Source organism: Rhodococcus sp. SJ-3 (genome assembly GCF_051918125.1).
GTDB lineage: Bacteria > Actinomycetota > Actinomycetes > Mycobacteriales > Mycobacteriaceae > Rhodococcus.
Genome location: NZ_CM123306.1, coordinates 1,517,498 through 1,540,552 on the forward strand (window position 1 = coordinate 1,517,498; position 23,055 = coordinate 1,540,552).

Annotated in this window: 22 protein-coding genes; 1 reads left to right on the forward strand and 21 read right to left on the reverse strand. The window is 63.2% G+C overall.

Translation table 11 applies throughout. The features are described 5' to 3' along the window. Window positions 1–62: 62 nt before the first annotated feature. The 16 genes from ACTDXD_RS06760 to ACTDXD_RS06835 form a co-directional block, all read right to left on the reverse strand. Complete coding sequence (locus ACTDXD_RS06760) at window positions 63–1,031, reverse strand: alpha/beta hydrolase (RefSeq protein WP_440126350.1); 969 nt, start codon at window positions 1,029–1,031, stop codon at window positions 63–65. Next, entirely contained in the window at window positions 1,028–2,947 is a 1,920-nt protein-coding gene (locus ACTDXD_RS06765) for a flavin-containing monooxygenase (protein WP_330153627.1), read from the reverse strand. The genes ACTDXD_RS06760 and ACTDXD_RS06765 overlap by 4 nt, the downstream gene beginning before the upstream one ends. A 291-nt stretch (window positions 2,948–3,238) precedes the next feature. Then, the gene (locus ACTDXD_RS06770) at window positions 3,239–3,934 is read right to left on the reverse strand and encodes a GntR family transcriptional regulator (protein ID WP_440126351.1); all 696 of its coding nucleotides are present in this window, start codon (window positions 3,932–3,934) and stop codon (window positions 3,239–3,241) included. A 264-nt stretch (window positions 3,935–4,198) separates the two neighbouring features. Continuing rightward, the gene (locus ACTDXD_RS06775; RefSeq protein ID WP_440126352.1) at window positions 4,199–5,887 is read right to left on the reverse strand and encodes a bifunctional 3-(3-hydroxy-phenyl)propionate/3-hydroxycinnamic acid hydroxylase; all 1,689 of its coding nucleotides are present in this window, start codon (window positions 5,885–5,887) and stop codon (window positions 4,199–4,201) included. 36 nt (window positions 5,888–5,923) lie between these two features. Continuing rightward, window positions 5,924–7,105, reverse strand: coding sequence for a lipid-transfer protein (locus ACTDXD_RS06780; protein ID WP_330153630.1), 1,182 nt, complete (start codon window positions 7,103–7,105; stop codon window positions 5,924–5,926). Then, a complete protein-coding gene (locus ACTDXD_RS06785) occupies window positions 7,098–7,568 on the reverse strand; it encodes a Zn-ribbon domain-containing OB-fold protein (protein WP_132472099.1) in 471 nt (156 codons plus the stop codon). Before ACTDXD_RS06785 ends, ACTDXD_RS06780 begins: the two co-directional genes overlap by 8 nt. Then, window positions 7,565–7,993: a hypothetical protein gene (locus ACTDXD_RS06790; RefSeq protein WP_330153632.1), complete on the reverse strand. Its 429-nt coding sequence runs from the start codon at window positions 7,991–7,993 to the stop codon at window positions 7,565–7,567. Before ACTDXD_RS06790 ends, ACTDXD_RS06785 begins: the two co-directional genes overlap by 4 nt. After that, complete coding sequence (locus ACTDXD_RS06795; protein ID WP_440126353.1) at window positions 7,990–8,556, reverse strand: FAS1-like dehydratase domain-containing protein; 567 nt, start codon at window positions 8,554–8,556, stop codon at window positions 7,990–7,992. The genes ACTDXD_RS06790 and ACTDXD_RS06795 overlap by 4 nt, the downstream gene beginning before the upstream one ends. A 95-nt stretch (window positions 8,557–8,651) precedes the next feature. Further along, complete coding sequence (locus tag ACTDXD_RS06800) at window positions 8,652–9,728, reverse strand: CaiB/BaiF CoA transferase family protein (protein WP_330153634.1); 1,077 nt, start codon at window positions 9,726–9,728, stop codon at window positions 8,652–8,654. Between the two features lie 58 nt (window positions 9,729–9,786). Continuing rightward, the gene (locus ACTDXD_RS06805) at window positions 9,787–11,007 is read right to left on the reverse strand and encodes a CaiB/BaiF CoA transferase family protein (RefSeq protein WP_132472095.1); all 1,221 of its coding nucleotides are present in this window, start codon (window positions 11,005–11,007) and stop codon (window positions 9,787–9,789) included. Next, entirely contained in the window at window positions 11,004–12,638 is a 1,635-nt protein-coding gene (locus ACTDXD_RS06810; RefSeq protein WP_132472094.1) for an FAD-dependent oxidoreductase, read from the reverse strand. Before ACTDXD_RS06810 ends, ACTDXD_RS06805 begins: the two co-directional genes overlap by 4 nt. A gap of 85 nt (window positions 12,639–12,723) precedes the next feature. After that, the gene (locus ACTDXD_RS06815) at window positions 12,724–14,343 is read right to left on the reverse strand and encodes an FAD-dependent oxidoreductase (RefSeq protein WP_440126354.1); all 1,620 of its coding nucleotides are present in this window, start codon (window positions 14,341–14,343) and stop codon (window positions 12,724–12,726) included. A 275-nt stretch (window positions 14,344–14,618) separates the two neighbouring features. Further along, complete coding sequence (locus tag ACTDXD_RS06820; protein ID WP_132472092.1) at window positions 14,619–15,542, reverse strand: SDR family NAD(P)-dependent oxidoreductase; 924 nt, start codon at window positions 15,540–15,542, stop codon at window positions 14,619–14,621. Window positions 15,543–15,573: 31 nt separating this feature from the next. Next, a complete protein-coding gene (locus tag ACTDXD_RS06825) occupies window positions 15,574–16,032 on the reverse strand; it encodes a Zn-ribbon domain-containing OB-fold protein (RefSeq protein ID WP_132472091.1) in 459 nt (152 codons plus the stop codon). Between the two features lie 6 nt (window positions 16,033–16,038). Further along, window positions 16,039–16,866 carry an enoyl-CoA hydratase/isomerase family protein gene (locus tag ACTDXD_RS06830; protein WP_330150270.1) on the reverse strand — a complete coding sequence of 276 codons (828 nt, stop codon included), beginning with the start codon at window positions 16,864–16,866 and terminating at the stop codon, window positions 16,039–16,041. A 43-nt stretch (window positions 16,867–16,909) separates the two neighbouring features. Further along, the gene (locus ACTDXD_RS06835; RefSeq protein WP_330150271.1) at window positions 16,910–18,142 is read right to left on the reverse strand and encodes a cytochrome P450; all 1,233 of its coding nucleotides are present in this window, start codon (window positions 18,140–18,142) and stop codon (window positions 16,910–16,912) included. 171 nt (window positions 18,143–18,313) lie between these two features. Here ACTDXD_RS06835 and ACTDXD_RS06840 point away from each other — a divergent pair, with 171 nt between their 5' ends. Next, window positions 18,314–18,925 (forward strand): cysteine hydrolase family protein, encoded by a 612-nt coding sequence (locus tag ACTDXD_RS06840; RefSeq protein ID WP_330150272.1) that lies wholly within the window; start codon window positions 18,314–18,316, stop codon window positions 18,923–18,925. Here the strand turns inward: ACTDXD_RS06840 and ACTDXD_RS06845 are convergent, their stop codons facing one another. The 5 genes from ACTDXD_RS06845 to ACTDXD_RS06865 form a co-directional block, all read right to left on the reverse strand. After that, complete coding sequence (locus ACTDXD_RS06845; protein ID WP_132472088.1) at window positions 18,926–19,720, reverse strand: SDR family NAD(P)-dependent oxidoreductase; 795 nt, start codon at window positions 19,718–19,720, stop codon at window positions 18,926–18,928. It lies immediately after the preceding gene. A 104-nt stretch (window positions 19,721–19,824) separates the two neighbouring features. Beyond that, window positions 19,825–20,043 (reverse strand): hypothetical protein, encoded by a 219-nt coding sequence (locus ACTDXD_RS06850; protein ID WP_132472087.1) that lies wholly within the window; start codon window positions 20,041–20,043, stop codon window positions 19,825–19,827. A 12-nt stretch (window positions 20,044–20,055) separates the two neighbouring features. Beyond that, entirely contained in the window at window positions 20,056–21,279 is a 1,224-nt protein-coding gene (locus ACTDXD_RS06855) for an amidohydrolase family protein (protein WP_347238234.1), read from the reverse strand. 199 nt (window positions 21,280–21,478) lie between these two features. Further along, window positions 21,479–22,306, reverse strand: coding sequence for an SDR family NAD(P)-dependent oxidoreductase (locus tag ACTDXD_RS06860; RefSeq protein ID WP_132472086.1), 828 nt, complete (start codon window positions 22,304–22,306; stop codon window positions 21,479–21,481). Between the two features lie 38 nt (window positions 22,307–22,344). Next, window positions 22,345–23,019, reverse strand: a complete 675-nt coding sequence (locus ACTDXD_RS06865; RefSeq protein ID WP_132472085.1) for a TetR/AcrR family transcriptional regulator — start codon at window positions 23,017–23,019, stop codon at window positions 22,345–22,347. Window positions 23,020–23,055 lie beyond the last annotated feature (36 nt).

The window sequence follows — 23,055 nt, forward strand, 5'->3', positions numbered from 1 at the left end:
GAGCAGAACTGAGTAGTGCGGCTCGCTCGACACCGAATGATATGCACTCCACAGCAGTTCAATCAGACAAGGCGCAGTGCTGCGTGCAGCACTGCACGTTCCTCCTCGAGTTCCCGGCGCGATACCGCTGCATCCACCAGCACCGCCGAACAATGGAACGTGCCGGGAAACAGATGGGTCTCCACCGGAATTCCGGCCTCCGAGAGTGCACGCGAGTAGTTCAATGCCTCGTCCCGCATCGGATCGAACTCCATCGCCGCGATATAGGCCGGAGGAAGGCCCGACAGGTCCGTTGCACGCGCCGGAGCCGCATAGGCGGGTACATGGACCGTCCCGGGCACCCCGGCGCCAAGGTAGTACGCCCAACTCGTTTCTGCCGCTCGGCGTGACCACATCGGGGTGTCGACGAACCGACGCATGCTGGGCGTGGAGATCCGGTCATCGAGTTGAGGTGCGGCGAGGTACTGGAAGCACGGTTCGGGGAGCCTCGGCCCCTGTGCATTGTCTCCCCGCCGCATGTCGCGAAGTTTCAACGCGAGTGCTTCAGCCAGCCCCCCACCCGCGCTGCGCCCGTGCAGCGCAATCCGGCTCGGGTCGACGCGTAAAGACTCCGATTCCGCCACCAGCCACGTGAACGCCGCGACCGCGTCGTCGAGTGCAGCCGGGTACGGATGCTCAGGGGCGAGCCGGTAGTCGACTGCGACCACTACGGCCCCGACCTCGCGCGAAAGTTGCTGATTGCGTGCGTGCGCGGCGTCGATCGACCCCATGACGTAGCCGCCGGAATGCAGGTGCAGCACCACCGGCAACAGTTCATCGGTGTCACGCGGCCGGTAGACGCGCACGCGCAGAACCGGGTATCCCGTGCCGTGGTCGATCCCGAACTCCTCGTCGCATACAGACGGGTGCGACGCAACGGGCTCTGCGCGTTGCGCACCGGAAGACCTGGCCGACGCGAGGTCGGTCAGATCCGGGGCCCGAATCCGTCCGGCCGCGTCGACGAGTTCGGGATCGAATCGATAGCCCGTCATACGGTGCGGTCGAGGACGTACTCGGACGGGTCCGGCCCCCGGGTGCGCTGCCAGAACTCGAGGGTGCTCAGCGGCCAGTTCTGCGATACCCGACCGGACGAGCTCTTGTACCAACTGTGCACACCCTCCACACCGAATGCCATTGCCGCACTCGCCGCGTCGACTCTCTCGTAGAAGCGCTCGAGCGCTTCGGGCCGACAGTCGATCGTACGTGCGTCGGCATCGAACAGCGTTCGCAGGCACGCCATCACATAGTCGACCTCAGCCTCGGAGAACAGCACGATGCTGCCGTTGACCACCAGATTCGTGTTGGGACCGTACAGCAGGAAGAAATTCGGGAATCCGGGAACTGTGACACCGACGTTCGCCCGAGCTTCGCCGCCCCAGACGTCGTGCAGGTTCGCCCCGCCGCGGCCGACCACGTCCATGGGCACGAGGAACTCGGACGCGCGGAATCCTGTTCCGTAGATGATCACGTCGACCTCGTGGTGGCTTCCGTTCGCGGTAACCAAACCCTGCGGAGTGATCGCGGTGATCGATTCCGTCACCAGCTCGACGTCGTCGCGTTTGAGGGTGGACGCCCACCGGCCGTCGTCACGGAGCATCCGTTTCGCATACGGCGGGTAGTCGGGGACGACGTGCGCGAGGAGGTCGGGGCGGTCGGCGAACTCACGCTCGAGGTACTCCTCGAGCGCACAACGCAGGGCATGGTTGTCCTCGGACACCGATCCGGGCTTGTCCCACGCCGGGTCGACGAGGGCATATCGGCGACGGCCTTCGACGCCGACCCAGAACTGCAGGAATCTGAACCACCGGTGATAGCCGGGGATTTCCCGGAGCAGCCATCGCAGGCCCGGTGCAAGCTCGGCGTGATAGTTCGGGGTGGGCATGATCCACGGCGGAGTTCGCTGGAAGAGCACAACTGCCTCTGCTGCTTCGGCGATTTCGGGGACGACCTGGAAGGAGCTGGCGCCGGTACCGACGACGGCGACCCGTTTTCCGTTCAGGTCGACATCGTGGTTCCAGCGGGCGGTATGCCAGGCGTCGCCGGTGAACGATTCGAGTCCGGGCGTAGCGGGGAAAGCAGGGCGGTTCAACTGGCCGACCGCACTGATCACGGCGTGCGCCTCGATCGTGCTCACGCTCCCGTCGGCGGTATCGCGAACGGTGAGCCGCCAGATCCTGGCGTCTTCGTCGAACCTCGCAGCAGAGACCTCGGATCCGAATCGGATGTGGTGCCGAAGCGATTGTGCCTCAGCGAAGTCTCGGAAGTATTCGAGGATGGAATCACGCCGCGAGTACTGGTATCGCCACCCTGCGTGCTGCGCGAATGAATAGCTGTAGCAGAAATTGCTGGTATCGAGTTGGCAACCTGGATAGTCATTTTCGAGCCAGACACCGCCGACGTCGGCGTTTCGTTCGAGGACCGTGAACGGGACCCCTGCTTCGTCGAGCCGGTGCGCCGCGGCCAGTCCCGACATGCCGGCTCCGATCACGACGACACGGAATTCCCGATCGGGGCGCACATCCTCGAGCGTCCAATCCGGGCCGTTCACATCGACGCCGAGCTGTCCCAGAAACAACGACAGGTAGTCGGTGTCGACGGGTCCGGTAACGAACTCCATCAGAACGCGTAAGTCTTCCGGACGATAGTCGGGCGCTGCAGGACGACCGGCCCGATGCCAGTCACGCAAAGCTCGCATCGCAAGAGTACGTCCCAATTCCTGCTGTTCGCTCGAGAGGCCACCCTGCGGTTCGAGCCCGAGCGGTGTCGGGTGCACACCCGGCCGTAGATCCTCTCGGAGGAGCGTGTGGTCTCCGGTCAGGTATGCGACCGCGGGCAGCAGAGAGGGCAGCTCCGCAACGTGCACCGCGCTGCGGAGCTGTTCGTCGAAGTTCGGGTCATCGTGGGACATGAATTCACCGTCGGCCATCCCGATCACCTACCCACGCGCAAATCTGCAGCACGCGGACCGAACATGTCGATACCGATCACCGCATCAGATTTTCTGGAGTCTCCTCGAGCGACTCGCCCCATCAAGTTCTCCTCTACGCCTGTGAGTCGAATCCGTAGCTGGTTACACGTCATTCGGGGCAACCATGAACTCGACGGGAAGCAGATCGTTCTTGCGTTACGCGCGAAGAACAGCATCGCCTGATTCTGACAACAACGTCACTTGAATTCAACCACTGAGGAGTCGCCTGCTTCACACACTGCAGTCCTCGCCGTTCAGACGGGCGTCGATATGACGCGCAAGTTGTTCGCCTGCGCGTTGCACGTGTTCGAGCGTCGCAGCCCTGACGCCTTGGGCATCTCGCCCCCCGATCTTTGCGAGGATCTCGGTGTGGTCGTTCACTGTGGTCACAGGCCAGTCCGCGGAGCATGTACAACCCTTGGTCGTATAGAACCGCCGCGGCGTGTAGCGAGAGAGGATCTGGATCACCCAACCCAGTTTGGGCGCTCCCGCAGCAAGATTGATTTCTCGATGGAACCGATGGTTCGCCTCCTCCACAGCGTCGAGATCGTGCCGCTCCGAAGCGGCCACGAGCGATGCGTGTATCTCTTCGAGACGGGCGCACTGTGCTGCGGTCATTCGTGCAGTAGCCCTCGCCGCGAGCTCTCCGGCCACAGCGGATTGAACCAGGAAGATATCCCGGATATCGTCTCCGGTCACCGTGGCGACTGTAAAACCGCGGCGGGGTTCGAGATTGAGGAAGCCCTCCACCTCCAGCGCCTTGAGCGCCTCACGCGCCGGAGTAGGCGAGATTCCGAGTTCACTGGCGACCGCCTCGGGACGCACCCGTGTACCGGGGGCAAAGGCACCTGAAATGATCTTGTCCCGCACGTACACAACGGCTTCCTCGCCGAGCGGCCGGCGGGTACGGGGGGTTTCGATAGTCATGTGGTGCGCACTCCTTGGTCATCCCTGTCCGCCGCCGCCGGTGGTGCCGGATACGGAGATACAGCATCGAGCGACCCGAATCGCCTAGGCGATCGACCGCTGTAACCGGTCACGGTCACGAAGTGAGGAGCTGTATCAGTGCACCCAGCGTGATGCGCCGGCTCTCCGTCTCATCGGTTCCGGACGCTGCCCGGAGTGATCGAAACCACCCGGTCAGGCGTCCACGACCCGGTCGCTTTCGCCGCGCCCTCTCATCCACTGCGGTCAGCCCGACCTGACATCGCGAGCACCCTCGTGCACTGCCGTGCCGTCACCGACGCTTCCAGCCCCGGGGTCGCCGAGCAGCTCCAGCAAGGACTCGACCGTCGAGTTCAAGTCCGCAATCGAGCTGACCGCGGCGACGTATCTATCCGGCCGGACGATGTAGACCTCCGATTCCGGATGCTCGAGGTAGAGATCCCGCAGACCACCTTCGAGGTCGTAAACGTCCACAACAGGAATCTCGGCAGCCGTGTCCCGGGTCGAAGGGTCGAACTGCCCGTTCCGGCGGTATGCCGAAGGAACGTGCGACTGCACGACGGAACCGTTGTGAGCGGCAAGGAGAGCCGCTGTCCGGGGAGACAGTGCCTCTGCAACACCTTCGACAACTCCCACCAGCGTGATCCGGGTACCGAGCACGTCGTCCAGGCGCAGCCTCGTGCCGTCGAGCTTCTCCACCATGGGCTGAGGGAACGCTCGGCCGACCAGAGAGGACCGGCCGGCCCCGTCGCGCAGTACGAAGCCGTCCTCGTAACGCGGCACCGGTTTGTACTTCATCTGGAGGATGTAGTCGCGCCCGCCGGGAACCCGCTGAACACCCCGGAAGAACAGATTGCGGAACCATTCCGTTCCTCGATTGGCGGGGTGGTAGAGACGCCCCACGCCGGTGGCGAACTGCACCATTTCGCGTGCAGCCTCCCGTCGTTCCGAATCGTATGTTTCGAGCAACCTCGGAGACGCGGATCCGGACAGGACCATTCCGAGCTTCCACGCGAGGTTCGAAACATCCCGCATACCGGAGTTCATACCTTGTCCGAAGAACGGGGGCTGGAGGTGCGCGGCATCGCCGACCAGGAACACGCGGCCCTTCTGGAATCTGGCCGCGGTGCGCGAATGGTGCCAGTAGATCCTGCGACGGACCGGTTCCGGTACTTCTCCGTCCGGATAGAACTGCTTCATCAACTCGGCGACCGTCTCGGGTTCGGCCATCTGATCCGGGTCCTCACCGTCGAGCACCTTGAACTCGAAACGCCGGTATCCGAACGGGAGAGGAATGGTCATCGACGGCCGCCGTGGCGACGTGTACACCGCCGAGTAGGGCGCGTCCCACGTGTCGTCCTTCACGTCGACGACGAGCCACTTCATGGGCGCAGTGTCGCCCTCGAGTTCGATATTCATGACGTCCCGAACGAAGCTGCGGCCGCCGTCCGCGCCGATCACGTAGCGGGCGCGGATGGTGACAGTTTCACCGTCCTGCCGGGCCGTGACGGTCACTCCGTCTGCATCCTGCACCAGGCCGACAGCCTCGCACGCGGTGCGTAGTTCTACAGTGCCGAAGCGCCCCAGGCTCTTCCGCAGTACCGCTTCGAGGTTCGGCTGGAAGAACAGGTTTCGGCGTGGCCAGCCGTAGGGCCGGCCGCTCGGAGCCACGTGAGCGAGAACGCGCTTGCGCGAGTCGTAGTAGCGGATCGGCGCGTTACGCACTGCGTTCCCCAGTACCTCCTCCGCCATACCGAAACCCTGCAAGGTGCGCAGGGCCTCGTCGTCGATTCCGACCGCGCGGGGCTCCTCGAGAATCTCCGCTTCGCGATCTATCAGCGTCGTCGATACTCCGTACTGCGCCAGCAGATTTGCCAGCGTCACGCCTGCGGGCCCGGCACCGATGATCGCTACGTCGCGGTCGAGGGCTTCCATTTTTCGTCTCCTGGTTCGTGTGAAAACTCCGGGCGGTCAGCTACGCGACAGCAGCAACCCGCTCGTCGGGACGCTCGTTCCAGCGGTGACAAGCATGTGATCGACCCCGTCGATGGGGTTGCAGGATTGATCCCGTAGCTGCCTGACGGCTTCGAGAATGCCGTTCATGCCGTGGATATAGGCCTCACCCAGCTGGCCACCGTGTGTGTTGAGCGGCAGCCTGCCATCGAGCTCCAGATTTCCGTCCCGGATAAAATCCTTGGCTTCGCCCACCGGGCAGAATCCGAAAGCCTCGAGCTGTGGCAACACCAGGGGTGTGAAGTGGTCGTAGATGATCGCACCACCGATGTCGTCCGGTGTCAGGCCACTTGTTTTGTACAGTTGCCGAGCGACGAGAGACATCTCGGGAAGACCCACGAAGTCGCTGTCGGGTCGGTAGTAACTCGTCATCGAATGCTGGTCGTCGGCGATGCCCTGTGCGGCGGCGGCAATCGACACCGGGCGCTGAGCAAGATCCGCAGCGCGCTCACTGCTCGTCACGACCAGCGCGACACCGCCGTCACTTTCCTGGCAGCAGTCGAGCAGGTGCAGCGGTTCGACGATCCACGGCGACTGCTGATGTTGTTCGAGGGTGATCGGCTGCTCGTAGAACCACGCATTGGGATTCGTGGCAGCATGTTTGCGGTCCACCACACTGATGCGGCCGAAATCCTCACTGGTCGCACCGAAGGTGTGCATGTAGCGCTGGGCGAACATCGCGACCTTGCTCGCAGGTGTCAACAAGCCGAAGGGATTCGTCCAGCCTGCAGAGACCTGCTCGGAGCCGGCGCCTACAGGCTGGCCCCGATTGGCCGTGCCGAATCGCTTGCCCGACCGCTCGTTGAACGCCCGGTAGACGACGACGTTGCGGGCGGCGCCGGTCGCGACCGCCAGCACGGCCTGCAGTACGACACCGCAAGCGGCGCCGCCACCGAAGTGCACGCGGGAGAAGTACGTCACGTCACCCATGCCGAGGGCCCGGGCGATATCGGTTTCTGCGCTGGTGTCCATCGAGATGGTCGCCAGGCCGTCGATGTCTTCAGGGCGGAGTCCGGCATCGTCGATCGCGGATTTGACCGCTTCCACAGCCAGTTTCAGCTCGCTGCGACCGGATTTCTTGGAGAATTCGGTCTGCCCGATGCCGACGATCGCGGTCTTGTTGCTCCACTGGCTATCCATGGGAAACGTCCTTTCCGCCGGTCTCGGCAACCGGGTGGAACAGGGGCAGTACGAGGCCGGGTTCGACCTCGGTGAACTCGACTTCGACCGGCATTCCGATCGAGACGTCGCTCGGTTGCACTCCGACGACCTGCGACACGAGGCGCACCCCTTCGACCAGTTCGATCACCGACACGTTGTAGGGCTCGTCGAATCCCGGTGACAGTGGCTTGTGGAACGTGACATGTGAATAGACCGTGCCCGCTCCCGAGGCGACGAGGTGTCCGAGTTCGAACGACCCGCACACCGAGCAGATCGGCTTGGGAGGATGGCTCAGCGCGGAGCAATCCGAACATTGCTGGACACGTAGTTCGCCGTCGCGTACACCGTTCCAGAAGTATTCGGTGTCTTCGCTGATCGCCGGCCACGAGCGCTTCCGCTGCGATACCGGTGTCGCGTCCTGCTTTTCCGCTTGCGTACTCATACCAGCTCCACCTTCACGGAACTGACGACGGCGTCGGCGCGACGACCGTTGTCGATGGTCAGATCGAGGGCGACGAGCAGTCGGTCCTCGACTTGTTCGCGACCGACGACCGTGGCACCCACCGTGAGGGTGTCGCCGGGACAGCCATGCGAGTTGATCTTGATGCTCATCTTTCGCAGGAACGACTCGTACCCACCCCATTCGGTGACGATCCTGCCGATCAACCCCTGGTACCACATGGTGTTCAGGAAGATGTTCGGTGCGCCGTTCTCCTGTGCGAACGGCGGATCATGGTGGATCCGATACAGATCCCGTGTCCCGACGACGTCCTTCGCGAGTGTCGAGTAGGTGACATCAAAGGTGAAGGGCTCGAGCTTGTTCCCCACGACGACCTCGTCCCAGGGAATGCGCGGTCGGGCTGTCATGGCTTCGCTCCCGTTCCGTCGTACAGCAGCGTGACGTTCCGCGCGATCGCGACAAGACGCTCGTTGTGCTGCGTGTGGTATTCGATTTCGTAGGTCATGAATACACCGGGTCCGACCTTCGTCTGCTTGACTGGGCTGACCGCCGTCACACGGCGATCCCTGCCAATGTGTCCGTCCTCTGGTCCGAACGGCTCGAGGTACTCCTCCTCACGTTCCACCACTGTCACCGTGGTGAACCCGTAACTCGCAAGGATCTCGCGGATCTTTCCTTCGGGCGTCGACGTTCTAGCTTGCTCCACTTGGCCGCGAAGATACTCCGGCAGCCACCACGCATCGATATTGAACGCCATCAGACCCTGCGGCGGCGCAATGACGCGACCGAAGCGGGACGTCTTCGCCACCTCGGGCTGCCAGTAGACGGGATTGGCATCCTCCACCATCCCGCAGAACTGCTGGATCGCGGTTGTCTCGAGCGGATACGCCGACCACACGCGGGGGGCGTACTCACCGATGTACGGAGCCAGCTGGTCTGCCAGCCCTGCGTATTTCTCTTTCAGTTCCACAACATCCTCCTTGTGGCCGGTCGGCACAGCGCTGCACGCAACGATCAACCACATTCCGGTTGGGATGACTCGTTATTCGTTCGAGCACAACTCGTTCAGGTAGTTCCCCAGCGTGCGAGCACGTCATCGAGCTCACCTGGTTCTCGGTCCGCGATCGCACCGGGAGTGCGCGACAGCCTCGGGGCGACGCCCGGTACGCGACCGCCCGCGAACTCCTGGATGAGCTCTCGTTGACGGTTGTGTTCGTGCCCGGCAACTTCGTCCAGCGACAACACCGGCGTGACGCACGCGTCGACACCGTCGAACGCTGCGCACCAGTGCTCCCGAGTCCGGGTCCGGAAGAGCGCCGCGATGTCCTTCTTGCGCTGGGGCCACGACTCGACGTCCGCCTGAGCGTTGTCCCATTCCGGACCGTCAAGCCCTAGCACCTCCCGGAATGCCCGGTAGAACTGCGGCTCGATACATCCAACCGCCATGAAACCGCCATCGGCCGTTTCGTAGACGTCGTAGAAGAAGGCGCCCGAGTCCAGCCGGTTCGTGCCTCGGCGATCGGAGTGCTGCCCGACCGAACGGTTCCAGTGGAAGGTCGTCATCAGATTGGCTGCGCCGTCGACCATCGCGGCGTCGACAACCTGGCCCTTGCCCGAGTGGGAACGCTCGAACACGGCACACATGATGCCGTACAGCAGATACATCGATCCCCCGCCGTAGTCGCCCACCAGGTTCAGCGGCACCGTCGGGGGTTCATCGCTCCGACCGATCGCACCGAGCGCGCCGGCGATCGAGATGTAGTTGATGTCGTGCCCGGCCGACTGCGCGAGGGGCCCCGACTGGCCCCATCCGGTCATTCGCGCGTAGATCAGCTTCTCGTTGCGACGCAGGCATTCGTCCGGTCCCAGGCCGAGTCGTTCCATCGTGCCCGGCCTGTACCCCTCGATCAGCACGTCGGCGCCCGTCACCAGCTGCAGGACCCGTTCCACCCCCGACGGCTGTTTCAGGTCGACAGCGATTCGGCTACGTCCCCGGCCGGTGGGCCCGACCCGCGCTTGGCGGTCCGCGCGGTCGATACGGACGACGTCGGCACCCATATCGGCCAGAAGCATCGCAGCGAAGGGGCCCGGGCCCATCCCTGCCATTTCGAGGACACGCAGCCCTGCGAGTGGTCCCGTCATGTTCGCGTCTCCTGTTCTTCGATTTCGTGGTTCCCATCGGCGATGGGGCGTGCGCGGGTCACAGAACGAGTGCGGGATCGGCCCCGAATGCTCCGCGTGTTGCGAGATCCCGAATGGCATCGTCCGACAGGTTCAGATGCGATCGGAGCACCGATACGGTGTCCTCACCCAGGCGAGGCACACGACGGCTTTCACCGGTTGCCGACTCCGGATCCAAAGGCCCTCGGACCAAAGGTATCTCGGTTCCGTCCGTGCGTGTCGCGACACCCATGAACGGTGCGGACAACTCGTTGTCGGCGATGAACTCGGGGATCCGGTTGACGAGGGCATACGGGATCCGGACCTCGTGCAGAATCTTCACCCACTCGGCGCTGTCCCGTTCGGCGAAGACCCGCTCCATGACTTCCTGCTCGTCGTAACGATTTTCCCCTCGAAGCAGGTGTGTCGCGAAGCGGGGGTCTTCGAGGATCTCGGGACGGCCCGCGGCCTGGCACAACCTCTCGAACATCCGATCGTTTCCGATCGCCACCTGAATCCACCGATGGTCGGCCGTCCGGTAGGCCCCGTGCGAGGCGCCGGCGCCGCCGGCACGCGGCTGCGAGGGGGCACTGTCCTCCCCGGTCGCCAGGAAGCGCAGGACGTCCGCGCCCATGAGATGAACTGCAGACGACAGCAGCGACACCGAGAAGTGGCCGCCCTCGCCCGTGCGGTCGACCTCGAGGACAGCCGCTAGAACCTCGATCGTCCCCCACAGGGCTGCGGTCTTGTCGACGATCGACGCTCCGATCCGCTTGGGCGGATCGCCCTTGAAGCCGGTGGTGTACATGATGCCGGTCGCCGCCTGGATGACCGGATCGTAGGCCGGGTCGTCGGCGCGCGGACCGGTGGTGCCGAAGGCATTCACCGAGCCCACGACGAGCTTCGGATTACGTGAGACGAGCATCGCGGGGTCGAGACCGATACGCGACATGACGGACGGGCGCATGTTCTCGATCAGGATGTCCGCTTTGTCGATCATGTCCACGGCCGTTGCCAGTCCGGCCTCGGATTTCAGATCCAGGACTACGGACTTCTTGCCGTATGCGGTTTCCGTGAAGAACAAGCCGTCCCCGTCGAACGCAGGGTACGAGTGGCGTCCGTCATCGCCGGTGCCGGGCCTCTCGATTTTCAGGACGTTGGCGCCCAGCGCCGCCAGGTTCCGGCCGACCATCGGACCGCTGACGTAATTGCAGATCTCGACAACCGTGCGACCTGCCAACGCGTTTCCGATATCGATCATTGCGTTCCTCCAACTTCCGCAGCCGTGCGAGTGTCCGCAAGTTCGGTGCCGGCCACATATCCGAGAGTCATGGCGGGTCCGAGCGTCGAGCCTGCACCGGGGTAGCCCGTAGAGAGTGGATGGGCAGACACATTGCCCACTGCGAACAGGCCCGGCACGACGGAACCGTCGGTGCGTAACGCACGTCCGCGGGCATCGGTCGCAACACCACCCGCGGTGCCGAACGCGCCCGGCAAGAACTCCATGCCGTAGAACGGTCCGATCTCCACGGGCGCGAGGTTCGAGTTCGGGTAGGGGTTGGTGGCATCTCCGCTGTACTGATCGTAAGGACTGTCGCCGCGATGGAAGTCCTCGTCCACTCCTGCCTCGGCGAACTTGTTGAAACGCTCGACGGTGGCGGTGAGCGCCTGCGCCTCGAGTCCGAGCGACTCGGCGACCTCCGTGAGGCTCGCACCGGTAGTGATCCATCCGGGGAGTTCGTCGCCCGCGGCATACGTGAGGAAGCCGTACCGCTCGAGGAAGCGATGATCGAAGACGACGAACATACGCAGCGGAATGCCCTTACTGCGTGAAGCTTCCAGCGCGGATCGAATCAGGCTGTTGTAGTCCTGTGCCTCGTTCACGATGCGCTCGCCTGTGCTGTCCACGATGATGACGCCGGGAGACTGCCGCTCGGAGCGGATGTGTCGGCCCACCCGCTGCCCATCGACCTCCTGCCCCGGCACCGACACCATGGGCGCCCACCACGCCTCGTCCATGTGGTCGAGACGAACGTCGATGCGCTCGGCCATGCGGTGTCCGTCACCCGTGTTGTGGGGCGGGCTGCAGCGGATCGGAATCGGCATCGGCAGATGCTCTTCCATCATCTCGGGATTCCACTCGAAGCCACCACAGGCGAGCACTACACCGCCGGTCGCGGCGATCTGCCGGCTGTCGACCGACACTCCGCGGACAGAGCCGCCCTCGTCGACCAATTCCTGTGCCGGGGCATTCACTGCGAAGTCGACACCGGCTTCCAGGCACGCCTGGAAAATCGGGCCTACCAGTGCCGCACCGCGCGCCACGATGCCCTTCGCTGTGCGCTCTCGCAGTTCGTCCCAGGGGAAGTTCGCCCACGAACCCCACTGTTTGAACTCGATCATCGAGTACTGGAGCAGGTTCTCGTCGCGGCGGAGAATATCCTTCCACTCACCGAGCTGACGAGAATCGTACGTGGTCGGCTGCATCGCGCGACCGTAGCGCGATCCCGCGAGGCCCAGTTTGTAGTCGGGATACCCGAGGGAAGCCACCAGTTCGAGTGAGGTCCGTTCACGCAGGAACGACAGCATGTCGTTCGCGTGGTCGAGAAACGCATCGACGACCTCTCCGCCGCCGACCGTCTCGGTGAGATACGTACGTGCGCTCTCGATGTCGTCGTCGATCCCACCTTCTGTCATCCCGTCGTTGGCGGGGATCCAGATCGTGCCGGCGGACACGGCAGACGTTCCGCCGATCTGACTCGACTTCTCCAGCACGAGAACGGACTGGTCTGCGGACGCTGCAGTGAGCGCGGCGACGAGGCCGCCGGCGCCCGATCCGACCACTACGACGTCGTATCGGTCCGAGAGATCTTGCTTTCCGAGTATCTTCATGAATCTTCCCTTGCGCTCGGCGGCTCGGCCCTTGACACCTCGACGTCCGGGTGTGCGGTCTCGCAGGTGTAGGCGGCCGCTGGGGTCATTTCTTGGGGGCTGCGTCGAACATGCTCGAACGCGCGGTGATCAGCGATCGCATATTGGCGACCCCGCTCTGGTATCCGCCGCCGACCTCGAGCATCGCCGACGAGTTGCCGGCAGCGTACAGCCCTTCGATCGGCCGGCCGTCGTAGTCGAGAACTCGTCCCACCGCATCGGTATCGAGCCCGGTGGTAGGGATTCCGGTGCCGACGAGGACCGGTCGCATTGCGTAGAACGGTCCGACGGCTACCGGACCGAGGTTCGGGTGCTGGCCGGCCTGGTGGTCTCCGTAAGAGACCTGGGAGTACATCCGCTCGCCTCGGCCGAATTCGCGATCCACTCCGTCTGCGCAGTCGGCGTTGAATCGACGGACCTGGTCGGAGAAGGCATCAACGTCGACACCCATCTTTTCTGCGAGCCCTTCGATCGAGTCGGCGGAGACGACATCCCATTCCGGCGGGAAATCCGTTCCCGGGGAAATCGAGGAGAACGAGTACTCGCTTCGGAACTTGGTGTCGAACACCCACCAGCACGGCCAGTTCGCGAATGCCTGTCGCCGGCCGTCGATCGTCTTGAGCGCATGTCCGATTGCGGGATAGAACGATTCGTCACAGAAGCGCCGACCGTCACCGTTCACGAGAATCGAGTACGGGTAGGAGACGGCGCGGAAGATGCCGGTCATCGCCTGTCCGTCGTCTTTCCGACCGGGGATGGGGTACCCGAGCCGCATCGGCTTGGGTTCGCTCACGACGCGAGCGCCCAACGGCGCGGTCAGTCGGAAATGATCGCCGACGACCGAAGGGGGCGTAGCCGAGGCCACGTCGGGGATTCCCTCGAAGCCCATCATCGCCCTGGGGTCCCAGTCGTACGCCCCGGTTGCGATGAGGACGCCGAAGCGGGCCCCGAAGCTCCGCCCGTCGTCTATGCGCACGCCCGTCACACGTCCGTCTTCGGCGACGAGTTCCGACACCGAGGTCGACGTCATGATCTCCGATCGCGCTTCGATAGCACCGCGGAGGAACAGCGCCGCGAGACCTGTGCCCATGCACAGTTCGTCGTCGGCTTCACGCTGGTCGAGCAACGACCGATCCCACGTGTGGCTACGTGCGATCCCGCCGAGTTTCCACATGTCTTCGTGCGTGAGCCGATACTGGACATGCGGAGAGACCCTCAGGAGCTTCCGCCACTGGCCCAACAACGCACCCGGGTACGGGTCGACTTCGAGAAGCCGTCCTTCCCTGCGCGCATCGGGAAACTCACCGTAGTAGTAGTCCGGCAGGTCGTCGACGATCCGGAACTTGGCATCCAGGAGTTCGGTGAAGTACTCGAGTGTCGGGTTCGCGTTGTCCGCATAGAAGCGCACGTGTTCCTCGTCCGCGAAACCCATGCCGAGGCGGCGCAGATACGCCGCACCGGCTTCGGCCGAGTCCTCGATCCCCGCTGCACGCTCGAGGAACGAGCCCGCCACCCAGAGCTGACCGGCGGAATACGCAGTCACCCCACCGAGAGTGTCGGTCTTCTCGATCAGCAGAGCCGAAAGACCGCGTTCTTTGGCAGCGGTCATCGCAGCCAATCCCGCGAGGCCCCCACCGATTGCAATCACATCGAACGTCGCGTCCATCGACGCCGCCTTTCTGCTCGTGATGTCGTCCCACCAGTGGCGAGCGCAGCGGCCGAGCGAGAAAGATCGCTCCCGCGATGGGCCGGCATAGGGGGATCGAAGTACTTGTCTCGCACTGTGAATGGATGCAGTCGCGCTTCACAATCCGCATCGTGGCCAGAGTGAAGTAGCGTCACTGAATTCAGAAATCTATATTCTATTTTCTATTGGGATAAGGACCGGGCATGCCCGCCCCGAGGGAGCCGCCGGGCGGTGCGCCCGCCGGCCATCCCCAATCAGCCGCCCAAACGCAAACCGGCAGCACGCGTACCGAACACATCGGTAGCGAACACTGCACCGAGTTTTTCTGCTTCCCAACGCTTTCCGTTGTTCGACACCGTCGCAATCGGCGTCCAGCTCCGCAACCACGAAATGTTCTCACCCAGCGCCTTGATCACCTGACCGCTGACATGCCCGGCCTCCGGACTCGCCAACCACGCCACGACCGGCGACCCCAACGACGGATCCTTCGGATCGAACACGTCATCGGTACGCTGATCGGGCTCGACCGCCTCCGCGCGACCCGGCATCGTCGCCGACATCCGAGTGAGACCACCCGGACTGATCGCATTGACTGTGGCACCGATCGATGCCAGCTCCAGACTCAGTGTCTGGGTCAACCCCGCGATCGCGGCCTTCGCCGGAGCGTAATTCGTCTGACCGAAATGCCCCTGCAGCCCGGCGCCCGACGTGGTGTTGATGATTCGGCCGTACACCTTGCCGCCGGATGCCTTCGACTCCTCACGCCACTTACGTGCCACCGCACGACTGGTCAACCACGAACCCCGCACATGCACCCGCATAACCAGGTCGAAATCCTCGGCGCTCATGTTCCAGATCGCCCGGTCCCGCACGATCCCGGCATTGTTGACCACGATGTCGAGACGGCCTAGCTGCGAATACGCCCGTTCCACCAGCAGATCCACCTGCTGCTCGTCACCGACGTCACTGAAATCCGAGATCGCCCGGCCACCGCGATCCTCGATGACCTGCACCACCTCGTCGGCAACCTTGCCGGTGCCCTCGCCGCTGACCGAAGTCCCCAGATCATTGACGATCACGGTCGCGCCATGACCGGCCAACTCCAACGCATGTGCGCGACCGATACCGTGACCGGCGCCCGTAACCAGCGCGACCTTACCCTCGAGCAACTTGCCCATGAAATGTCTCCTTCTACTGGAAGATTCGCTTTTACCGATCGGTTGCTGCAACAGGACGGAAGATCGTCGCGTCGAGCTCGTAGGTCAACGACCGGAACGCAACCTCTACTGCCATCCCGACCTCCAGCTCGTCGGGTTCGCACCCTTCGATATTGGTCATCACGCGCGGACCTTCTTCGAGTTCCACGAGAGCCGCCACATACGGCAACCGTGACTTGAACGGGTGAAGGTCGTTCACATACACGGTCGAATACGTGTACAACGTGCCGCGTCCGCTGGCTTCGACTGCGGTTACGTCCTCACTCCAACAGAACGGGCAGAACGGTCGCGGGTAGTGGTGCACCTTGTCGCACTCACCGCACTTCGCGATCAGCAGCTTTCCTTGCTTGGCCGCGTCCCAGTAGGGAGCGGTCGCCTCGTCGACGGTCGGAATGTCCGCGCGCGGCTTTTCCGGTCCAGCAGTCTTCTCGGATGCGGTCTTCTCGGTCATCGTCCCTCACCAACCCACGTAGTCGGCGTCGCGCTTCTCTACGAAAGCTTGCACGCCTTCTTTGCTGTCCTGCGAATAGCCCTGAATCTCCTGCGCCATCGCTTCCGCGACGAAGGACTGCGTGCGGTCGACGTCGGGGGAATCGTTGAACAACCGCTTCGTCAGGGCGATCGCGCTGGTGGGCGCGACAGCCAACCGAAAGGTGAATTCATTGGTGGTTGAGTCCAGTTCTTCGGCCGGAACGACGCGGTTCACCAATCCCAGTTCGAGAGCGTCACGTGCCGACAACTTGTCCCCGAAGAAGACCATCTCCTTGGCACGCTGCACCCCGATGCGGCGGGGCAGCAGGTAGGCACCGCCTCCGTCGACGACAAGACCACGCTTGACGAACGACTCCGCGAAGTATGCGCCCTCGGAAGCCACTACCAGGTCCGATGCATATGCCAGATGCGCGCCTATGCCGGCAGCTGCACCCTGCACGACCGCAACGACCGGCTTGGGGCAGTCGAGGACCGACGCGATCAGACGCTGCGCACCGGTCATGATGGTGTGCATCGCTCCGGTGACCTTCTTGACCTTGGTCGCACGATCACCCGACAGCCTGACCACATCCGCACCCGCGCAGAAATGCCTGCCGTTCGCACGCAATACGACGACGCGCACGTCGGGGTCTCCCCCAGCTTCCTCGAAGAGGCGGATCAACTCGTTGCGATCATCGGGCCGCAGGGCGTTCGCGGCATCCGGCCGGTTGAGCGAAATCGTCAAGATCCCGCCCTCCAGCTGCCGAAGCACGCTCTCCGTACGCTGTGTCTGTCCGTCAATGACGTCGGTCACCGAATCCTCCTCGACCCATGGTCTGTCGTAAGCTGTTCTGTCGTCAGGGCGCCGTGTACTCGACTCGAAGATGCTTGATCCCGTTCAGGAAATTGGCGCGCAGCACATCCGGCTCACCGATGGTGTGGATATCCGGGAAGCGCTCGAAGAGCATCCGGAACGCAACGTGCATTTCCAAGCGGGCTAGGTGAGCGCCCAGGCAGAAATGCGGGCCGGGAGCGCCGAAGGCCAGGTGCGGATTCGGATCGCGGGTGATGTCGAAGTCATACGGGTTCTCGAAGACCGACTCGTCGCGATTCGCCGAGCCATACCAGAGCACCACCTTGTCGCCCTTGTTGAATTCCTGGTCGCCCAGTCGGACGCCGTCGTGGGTGACGGTGCGGCGCATGTGCACCACAGGACTGGCAATGCGGAGGATCTCCTCGATCGCCGTGGGGGCGTATCGATCGTAATCGGACAGCCACTTGTCGCGCTGTTCCGGGTATTTCGTGAGCAGATGCAGGCCGTGTGAGATGGCGTTGCGGGTAGTCTCGTTCCCGGCGCCGACCAGAAGAATAAAGAACTTCGCCATTTCCTGCGGCGTGAGATTCTCCGCGTCGTTGGCGGCGACCAGCCTCGTGATGAGATCGTCCTGCGGCTCGGCGATCCGCTCCTCGGCGAGGTCGTTCAGGATCGCGATCAGCCTCTTGCTTGCCGCTGTCATTGCCGAGGCGAGCCCTTCGGAGCTCTGATCCGGCACGTACTCCGGGTCCACCGCGCCGAGCAGGACATTGGTCGCCTCGAGGATGAACGCCTCGTGCGACCTTGGAATGCCGAGCAAATTGTCGATGATCCGCAGCGGCACCAGCGCGGCAAATTCGGAGACGAAATCACAACCATCACTCGGCATCCCGTCGAGGATCTCGGAGACGGTCGCTTCGATATCTTCGCGGATCGACGACAATGCCTTGTTTGTGAACCCACGAGACACGATCTTCCGCAATCGCGCATGCTCAGGGTTGTCCATGTCGATGAACGAACCCCGGTATTCACGAAGTTTCGCCGGCTGGTCGAAGATCTGCGTACCCTCACCCGAGCAGAAGTCCTCCGGGCGTCGCGATACTTCCAGAACATCCGCGTGCCGCGTCAACGCCCAGAACCCTCGCGTACCAACCGGAACGAACGCTCGCGGGTTTTCTCGGCGCAACGACGCGAAGAAGTCGTCACGCTCGGCGGAACGGTACTGCCACCAATCCAGGTCCATCAAGAGCGACGCCACCGACTCGGTCCCCACCATCACAACCTGCCTCGAATTTCTCGCGGACACGACCCCGTGCCGCCGCGGTTATTTCCTTGATTCTGGCAGTAATGTCACTATTACACAACAGCCATGAACAGGGTTTTTGCCGATGGTTCATGAGATACGATTCCATGAACTGGCTTACCCGTCACAATTTGGAGACCACGCATGCCGGACCACTTCCCCGCCCCCGCGCTGGTGATCAGCGAATGCCAGCGCGGCATCCTCGACCCGACGTCATCCGTATCTTCCGGGCTCGCACGCGAGGCCGCCGAGCGAAGCATCGTCAGCCGCACCGCGTCGCTCGCAAGGCAGTTCCGCGATCGTGGACTACCCGTGGTGCACTGCATCATCGAGCATCGCGCCGACCAGCGCGGGATGCTTCCGAACTCGTACCTCGGCACGATGGCGCTGCGCACCCGCAGCTTGATCGCCGGCACGCCGGATGTGGAGATTCCATCCGAACTCGGACCCGAGCCTGACGACATCGTGAGCAGTCGCGCAACCGGTATAACCGCCTTCTACGGCACCGACCTCGACGCGATGCTCCGCCTCGAAGGCGTTCGCACCATCGTCCTGGCCGGCGTCTCGACCAACGTAGCGATCCCCGGCCTGGCGAGCGAGGCGGTGAACCGTGGTTATCACGTGGTGCTCGCCGAGGACTGCACTGCAGGAACGTCTCCACAGGCACACGCCGCGATGTTGGAGAACCTGATCGGGGCACTGGCCCGCATCATGCCCTCCGACGATATCGTGGCGCGCCTGCCGAAGAATCGATAGTCAGACTGCTTGCATGGAAAGGCTTTCCGCGTCGGAGACAGCATCACCGTTGATCGAGAAGCCACCGTCGACTGTAACCATCGACCCGGTTGCGAACTCGGCCTCATCGGATACCAGCCAGGTGGCAGCGTAGGCGATGTCCATCGGGTTGCCGATACGTGTCAGGCGGCCGCCCCCAGTGTGGTGGCCGGAGTCGCCTTTCGACGCGACCACACGGCCGACGAGAATGCAGTTGGCCCGGATTCCATCCGCACTGCCCTCGACCGCGAGAGATCGTGTCAGGCTGTTGACTCCGGCCTTCGCCGCGCCGTACGCCGCGAAACCCTTGAACCCGGATAGCGATTGACCGGATGAGATGTTGAGGATGGATGCCCCTTCTGCCCGGACAAGATGCGGCCACGCGTATTTTGTTGCCCAGAAAACATTTCCGGTCAGAGTTCCGGTCATGATTCGTTCCCACTCCGCAGTGTCGTACTCGTGGAGGGGCTTCATAGTGCCGGCTACCGCGTCGGTGGGGGCCGCATTGTTCACCAGGGTCGACAGTCCTCCGAACCGTGCGACGACTGCCTCGACGACCTCTCGGATGCTCGCTTCCGACGTCACATCGAGAGAGAAGAACTCGGCTTCTCCACCCGCCGCCCGGATCCTGTCGACGACCTTCTGCCCGCGCTCCACCGTACGTCCGGTGACTGCGACACGTGCGCCCTCCGCGGCGAAGTGTTCCGCCATGGATCTTCCGATGCCGCGGGTGGAACCCGTTACCAGTACGGTCTTGCCCTTCAGTCGATCACTCATAGTGTTGCCTTTCATCAAGGGATATAACAAGCTCGGACAACGCTGCATACGCAAAGCAGGCCGGGCCGCCTTCCCGCATCGCAGGAAGGCGGCCCGGCCGGAGTTCACAAGGTGCCGCGCAATCTCTCCATCGCGGTCAATCGGCGCCGAACAAGACCGAGCGAGGCAGCTACGTTTTTGCCGGCAGCATCCTGTGTCTCGAGTTCGTTCAGGCGGGCGCGTGTCGACTCGATTTCGTCGTCGAGCCGTTCCCCTGCCTCGTCCTTGGTGAGCAGGTCCTGATCGGTCCAATCGGAAGCGTCGATTTCCTTCTCGTGAGCCATTTTTCGTACCTGCTACTGTCCGTCGGTACGAGGGAAGTTGTAAAGCTTACGAGCGTTGAGTTCGACGATCTTGTGTGCATCCTCGTCCGGCACGTCCTGCAGGAGCTTTGCCGTGTACTGGCGGCTGTTGGGCCAGTTCGAATCCGAATGCGGATAATCGCACTCCCACGTGATGTTGTCGATCCCGATCCGATCGCGCCGGGCAACACCTTCGAAGTCGTCGATGAAGCATCCGTACATGTGCTCACGGAACAAATCGGACGGCCGAACGTCCTTGTTTACGTTCTGGTACCAGCGATGCTTCTCCCAGGTCAGGTCGATGCGCTCGAGCAGGTACGGCATCCAGCCGATACCCCCCTCGGACAACGCGACCTTCAGATTCGGGAACTTGTAGAACACCGGAGAGAACAGCAAATCTGCCGTCGCATCCATCGAGTTCGTACCGAACAGCGAGATCATCACTGCCATCGGGGCTTCGGGAGACGTAATCGGGGCCCTGCCCGAGGAGCCGAAGTGCATGCACAGCGGCATACCGGTCTCCTCCGCGGCGCGGAAGACCGGATCCCAATGGTCGGTGTAGAACGAGGGCAACCCCAAGCCGACAGTGTTCTCGGGGAACGTGATCGCCCTGGCGCCCTTGGCGGCGCAGCGGTAGATCTCCTTCGCCGCCTCGGCGGGATCCCACAACGGCACGATTATCAGTGGGATGAACCGGTCCGGGTGGGCTCCGGCCCACTCGTCGAGGTGGAAGTCGTTCCACGCCTTCACCGACAGCAGGGCGAGTTCTTTGTCCTTGCCTTCAAGGAAGACCGTGCCGGCGAACCGGGGAAAGGACGGGAAACACAGCGCGGCTTGTACCCCGTCGATGTCCATATCCTGTACGCGGGCGTTCACGTCATAACAACCGGGAAGCATATCCGAGTACCGAGTCGGGTCCATGCCATATTCCTGGGGCTTCTTACCTGCGACGGCGTTCAGGCCGATGTTCGGATAGACGCGGCCCTCGTACTGCCAGACCTCCGCAAGTTTCGGTGCAGCAGCCTTCTTGCCGTGGCGAGCGGCGTCGAGCAGGAGCGCCGACAGACCCTCGTCGCCATGCTCGGTGCTCATGTCTTTTTCGATGATGCGCGGACCCTCGTCGAGGAACTTCTTCGGCAAGCGGTCCGACCACACGTTCGGCGGTTCGATCAAATGATCGTCCACCGAAATCAAGTGCATATGGTCCTGAAGCGGCACAGCGACTCCTTCGAGGGTCGAGCTGGGACGTGAAAAGGATGGGCAGATCCGGAACGAATCCCACCGCGTATCTGACACGTCGTATTCTAGTGATCGTCATCACAAGCGTCAACCCTCCAGTGACTTAACCTCCTCTTCAGTGCTTACCGGGCAAGAAGCTATGAGCACTTCGCGGTCGAGACGAGAAGTTATCTGACGCTTAGTCACTTATCGGGCGGGCCCTGCCCATGACGCTGTCCGCGGCCTCGAAGGCTGCTTCGATCCTGCGATGCCGCTGCCTGACCGACCCGAGGCGCTCCGGGTGGGTCACGATGTACAAATCACCGCGCTCGATGGCGTCGGCTACCGTTTCACCCACCACCTCCGCCTCGAGAAGCGACTGCGATCCGGCCTGCTGCGCGATCGGACCGCCCGGTCCGCCGGGCCGGTTTCGTTCACTGGCGCCGATACGCGACCGGACTTGCCCCGGAACGACAACCCCCACCCCGACGTGAGATCCGCGGGCTGCGAGTTCCTCGTCGAGCGCCTCGGTCAAACCCACCACCGCGAACTTCGTCGCCGCGTACGCAGTCAGACGAGGCGCGGCGCGGAGTCCGGCCATCGACGCAGTGTTGACGACGAATCCTGCACGTGACGTGCGCTCGATGATCGGCAGGAACGTCCGTACGCCGTTCACCACGCCCCACAGATTGACGTCCACCAGCCAATGAAAATCCTCGTCGGTCAACTCCTCGAACGGGGCCACTCGGGCGACCCCGGCGTTGTTGATTATCACGTCGATCCGGCCGTGCCGAGTGAGAGTCTCCTCGGCCAGTCGTTCGACATCCTCACACCGGCTCACATCAGCCCGGATGCCCAGGACACCAAGGTCGGCTGCCGCATCCAAGAGCGCCGACTGCTCGACGTCGGAGATGACGACGGTCGTCCCGCGGTCACGCAGCGCACGAGCCACGGCAAGTCCGATTCCCGACGCACCTCCCGTCACGACACAGACGGCGCCTGCCAGGTCACCGATTCCTCGTGCCATTTGCATTCCCTTCGGATTGTCATTGCCGGACTGTTGCTTCAGGCCCGGTCGGACTTGCTCTCGGCGCGGGCGTCGAGCCCGCCGAGCACGAACCGACCCGTCCACTCGACTTCCGAACGGGTCGGGGCCGTCCCGTTCCACAGGTGACGGCGCATGGCGCCCAGAACGAGATCTGCGATGCAGTCACCGTCGAGCCTGGGATCGGCCCCCAGTTTCGCCAAGGGTTCCGAGAGCAGCTCGCGGAGGGGGTAGAGCAGCTCGTCCGGCGTATTGCCCGAGCCCGAATCGCCGGACTTCTTGAGGGGTTCGAGCACCGCCCGGCTCGTCTGCGCGGCTTCGGTGGCGGTGACCTGGCGCAGCACGCCACGCGTCCACACGAGAATCTGCTCGCGGGGGTCCTTCGCCCGCGACATGCGTTCGCGCAGGTAATTCGTGACCCGCAGCGTTCCCTGCTCCAGCACTGCGAGCAGGAGATCATCTTTACTCGGGAACGAGCGGTACAACGTCTGATTCGAAATACCCGCTGCCGCCACGATCTCCGAGACGGAAGGGATTGCGGGTGCGGACTTCTCGATGAGTTCGAGTGTTACCGCAAGGATCCGCTGGATCTCGTCCTCCGCGGACTTCCGTTGCCGTGCCGTCCGACGCTCGGCCGCCTGCGCGACTCTACGGGAGACTGCCGATGACTGTAATTCTGATGTATCTTTCTTCACAGTGGGTAATCCGATTCTGATCCGAGGATATTTATG

Coding starts and splice junctions, on each gene's coding strand:
- ACTDXD_RS06760 (WP_440126350.1), bottom strand. CDS start 1,031: ATGACGGGCTATCGATTCGATCCCGAACTCGTCGACGCGGCCGGACGG.
- ACTDXD_RS06765 (WP_330153627.1), bottom strand. CDS start 2,947: ATGTCCCACGATGACCCGAACTTCGACGAACAGCTCCGCAGCGCGGTG.
- ACTDXD_RS06770 (WP_440126351.1), bottom strand. CDS start 3,934: ATGACTATCGAAACCCCCCGTACCCGCCGGCCGCTCGGCGAGGAAGCC.
- ACTDXD_RS06775 (WP_440126352.1), bottom strand. CDS start 5,887: ATGGAAGCCCTCGACCGCGACGTAGCGATCATCGGTGCCGGGCCCGCA.
- ACTDXD_RS06780 (WP_330153630.1), bottom strand. CDS start 7,105: ATGGATAGCCAGTGGAGCAACAAGACCGCGATCGTCGGCATCGGGCAG.
- ACTDXD_RS06785 (WP_132472099.1), bottom strand. CDS start 7,568: ATGAGTACGCAAGCGGAAAAGCAGGACGCGACACCGGTATCGCAGCGG.
- ACTDXD_RS06790 (WP_330153632.1), bottom strand. CDS start 7,993: ATGACAGCCCGACCGCGCATTCCCTGGGACGAGGTCGTCGTGGGGAAC.
- ACTDXD_RS06800 (WP_330153634.1), bottom strand. CDS start 9,728: ATGACGGGACCACTCGCAGGGCTGCGTGTCCTCGAAATGGCAGGGATG.
- ACTDXD_RS06805 (WP_132472095.1), bottom strand. CDS start 11,007: ATGATCGATATCGGAAACGCGTTGGCAGGTCGCACGGTTGTCGAGATC.
- ACTDXD_RS06810 (WP_132472094.1), bottom strand. CDS start 12,638: ATGAAGATACTCGGAAAGCAAGATCTCTCGGACCGATACGACGTCGTA.
- ACTDXD_RS06815 (WP_440126354.1), bottom strand. CDS start 14,343: ATGGACGCGACGTTCGATGTGATTGCAATCGGTGGGGGCCTCGCGGGA.
- ACTDXD_RS06820 (WP_132472092.1), bottom strand. CDS start 15,542: ATGGGCAAGTTGCTCGAGGGTAAGGTCGCGCTGGTTACGGGCGCCGGT.
- ACTDXD_RS06825 (WP_132472091.1), bottom strand. CDS start 16,032: ATGACCGAGAAGACCGCATCCGAGAAGACTGCTGGACCGGAAAAGCCG.
- ACTDXD_RS06835 (WP_330150271.1), bottom strand. CDS start 18,142: ATGGTGGGGACCGAGTCGGTGGCGTCGCTCTTGATGGACCTGGATTGG.
- ACTDXD_RS06840 (WP_330150272.1), top strand. CDS start 18,314: ATGCCGGACCACTTCCCCGCCCCCGCGCTGGTGATCAGCGAATGCCAG.
- ACTDXD_RS06845 (WP_132472088.1), bottom strand. CDS start 19,720: ATGAGTGATCGACTGAAGGGCAAGACCGTACTGGTAACGGGTTCCACC.
- ACTDXD_RS06850 (WP_132472087.1), bottom strand. CDS start 20,043: ATGGCTCACGAGAAGGAAATCGACGCTTCCGATTGGACCGATCAGGAC.
- ACTDXD_RS06860 (WP_132472086.1), bottom strand. CDS start 22,306: ATGGCACGAGGAATCGGTGACCTGGCAGGCGCCGTCTGTGTCGTGACG.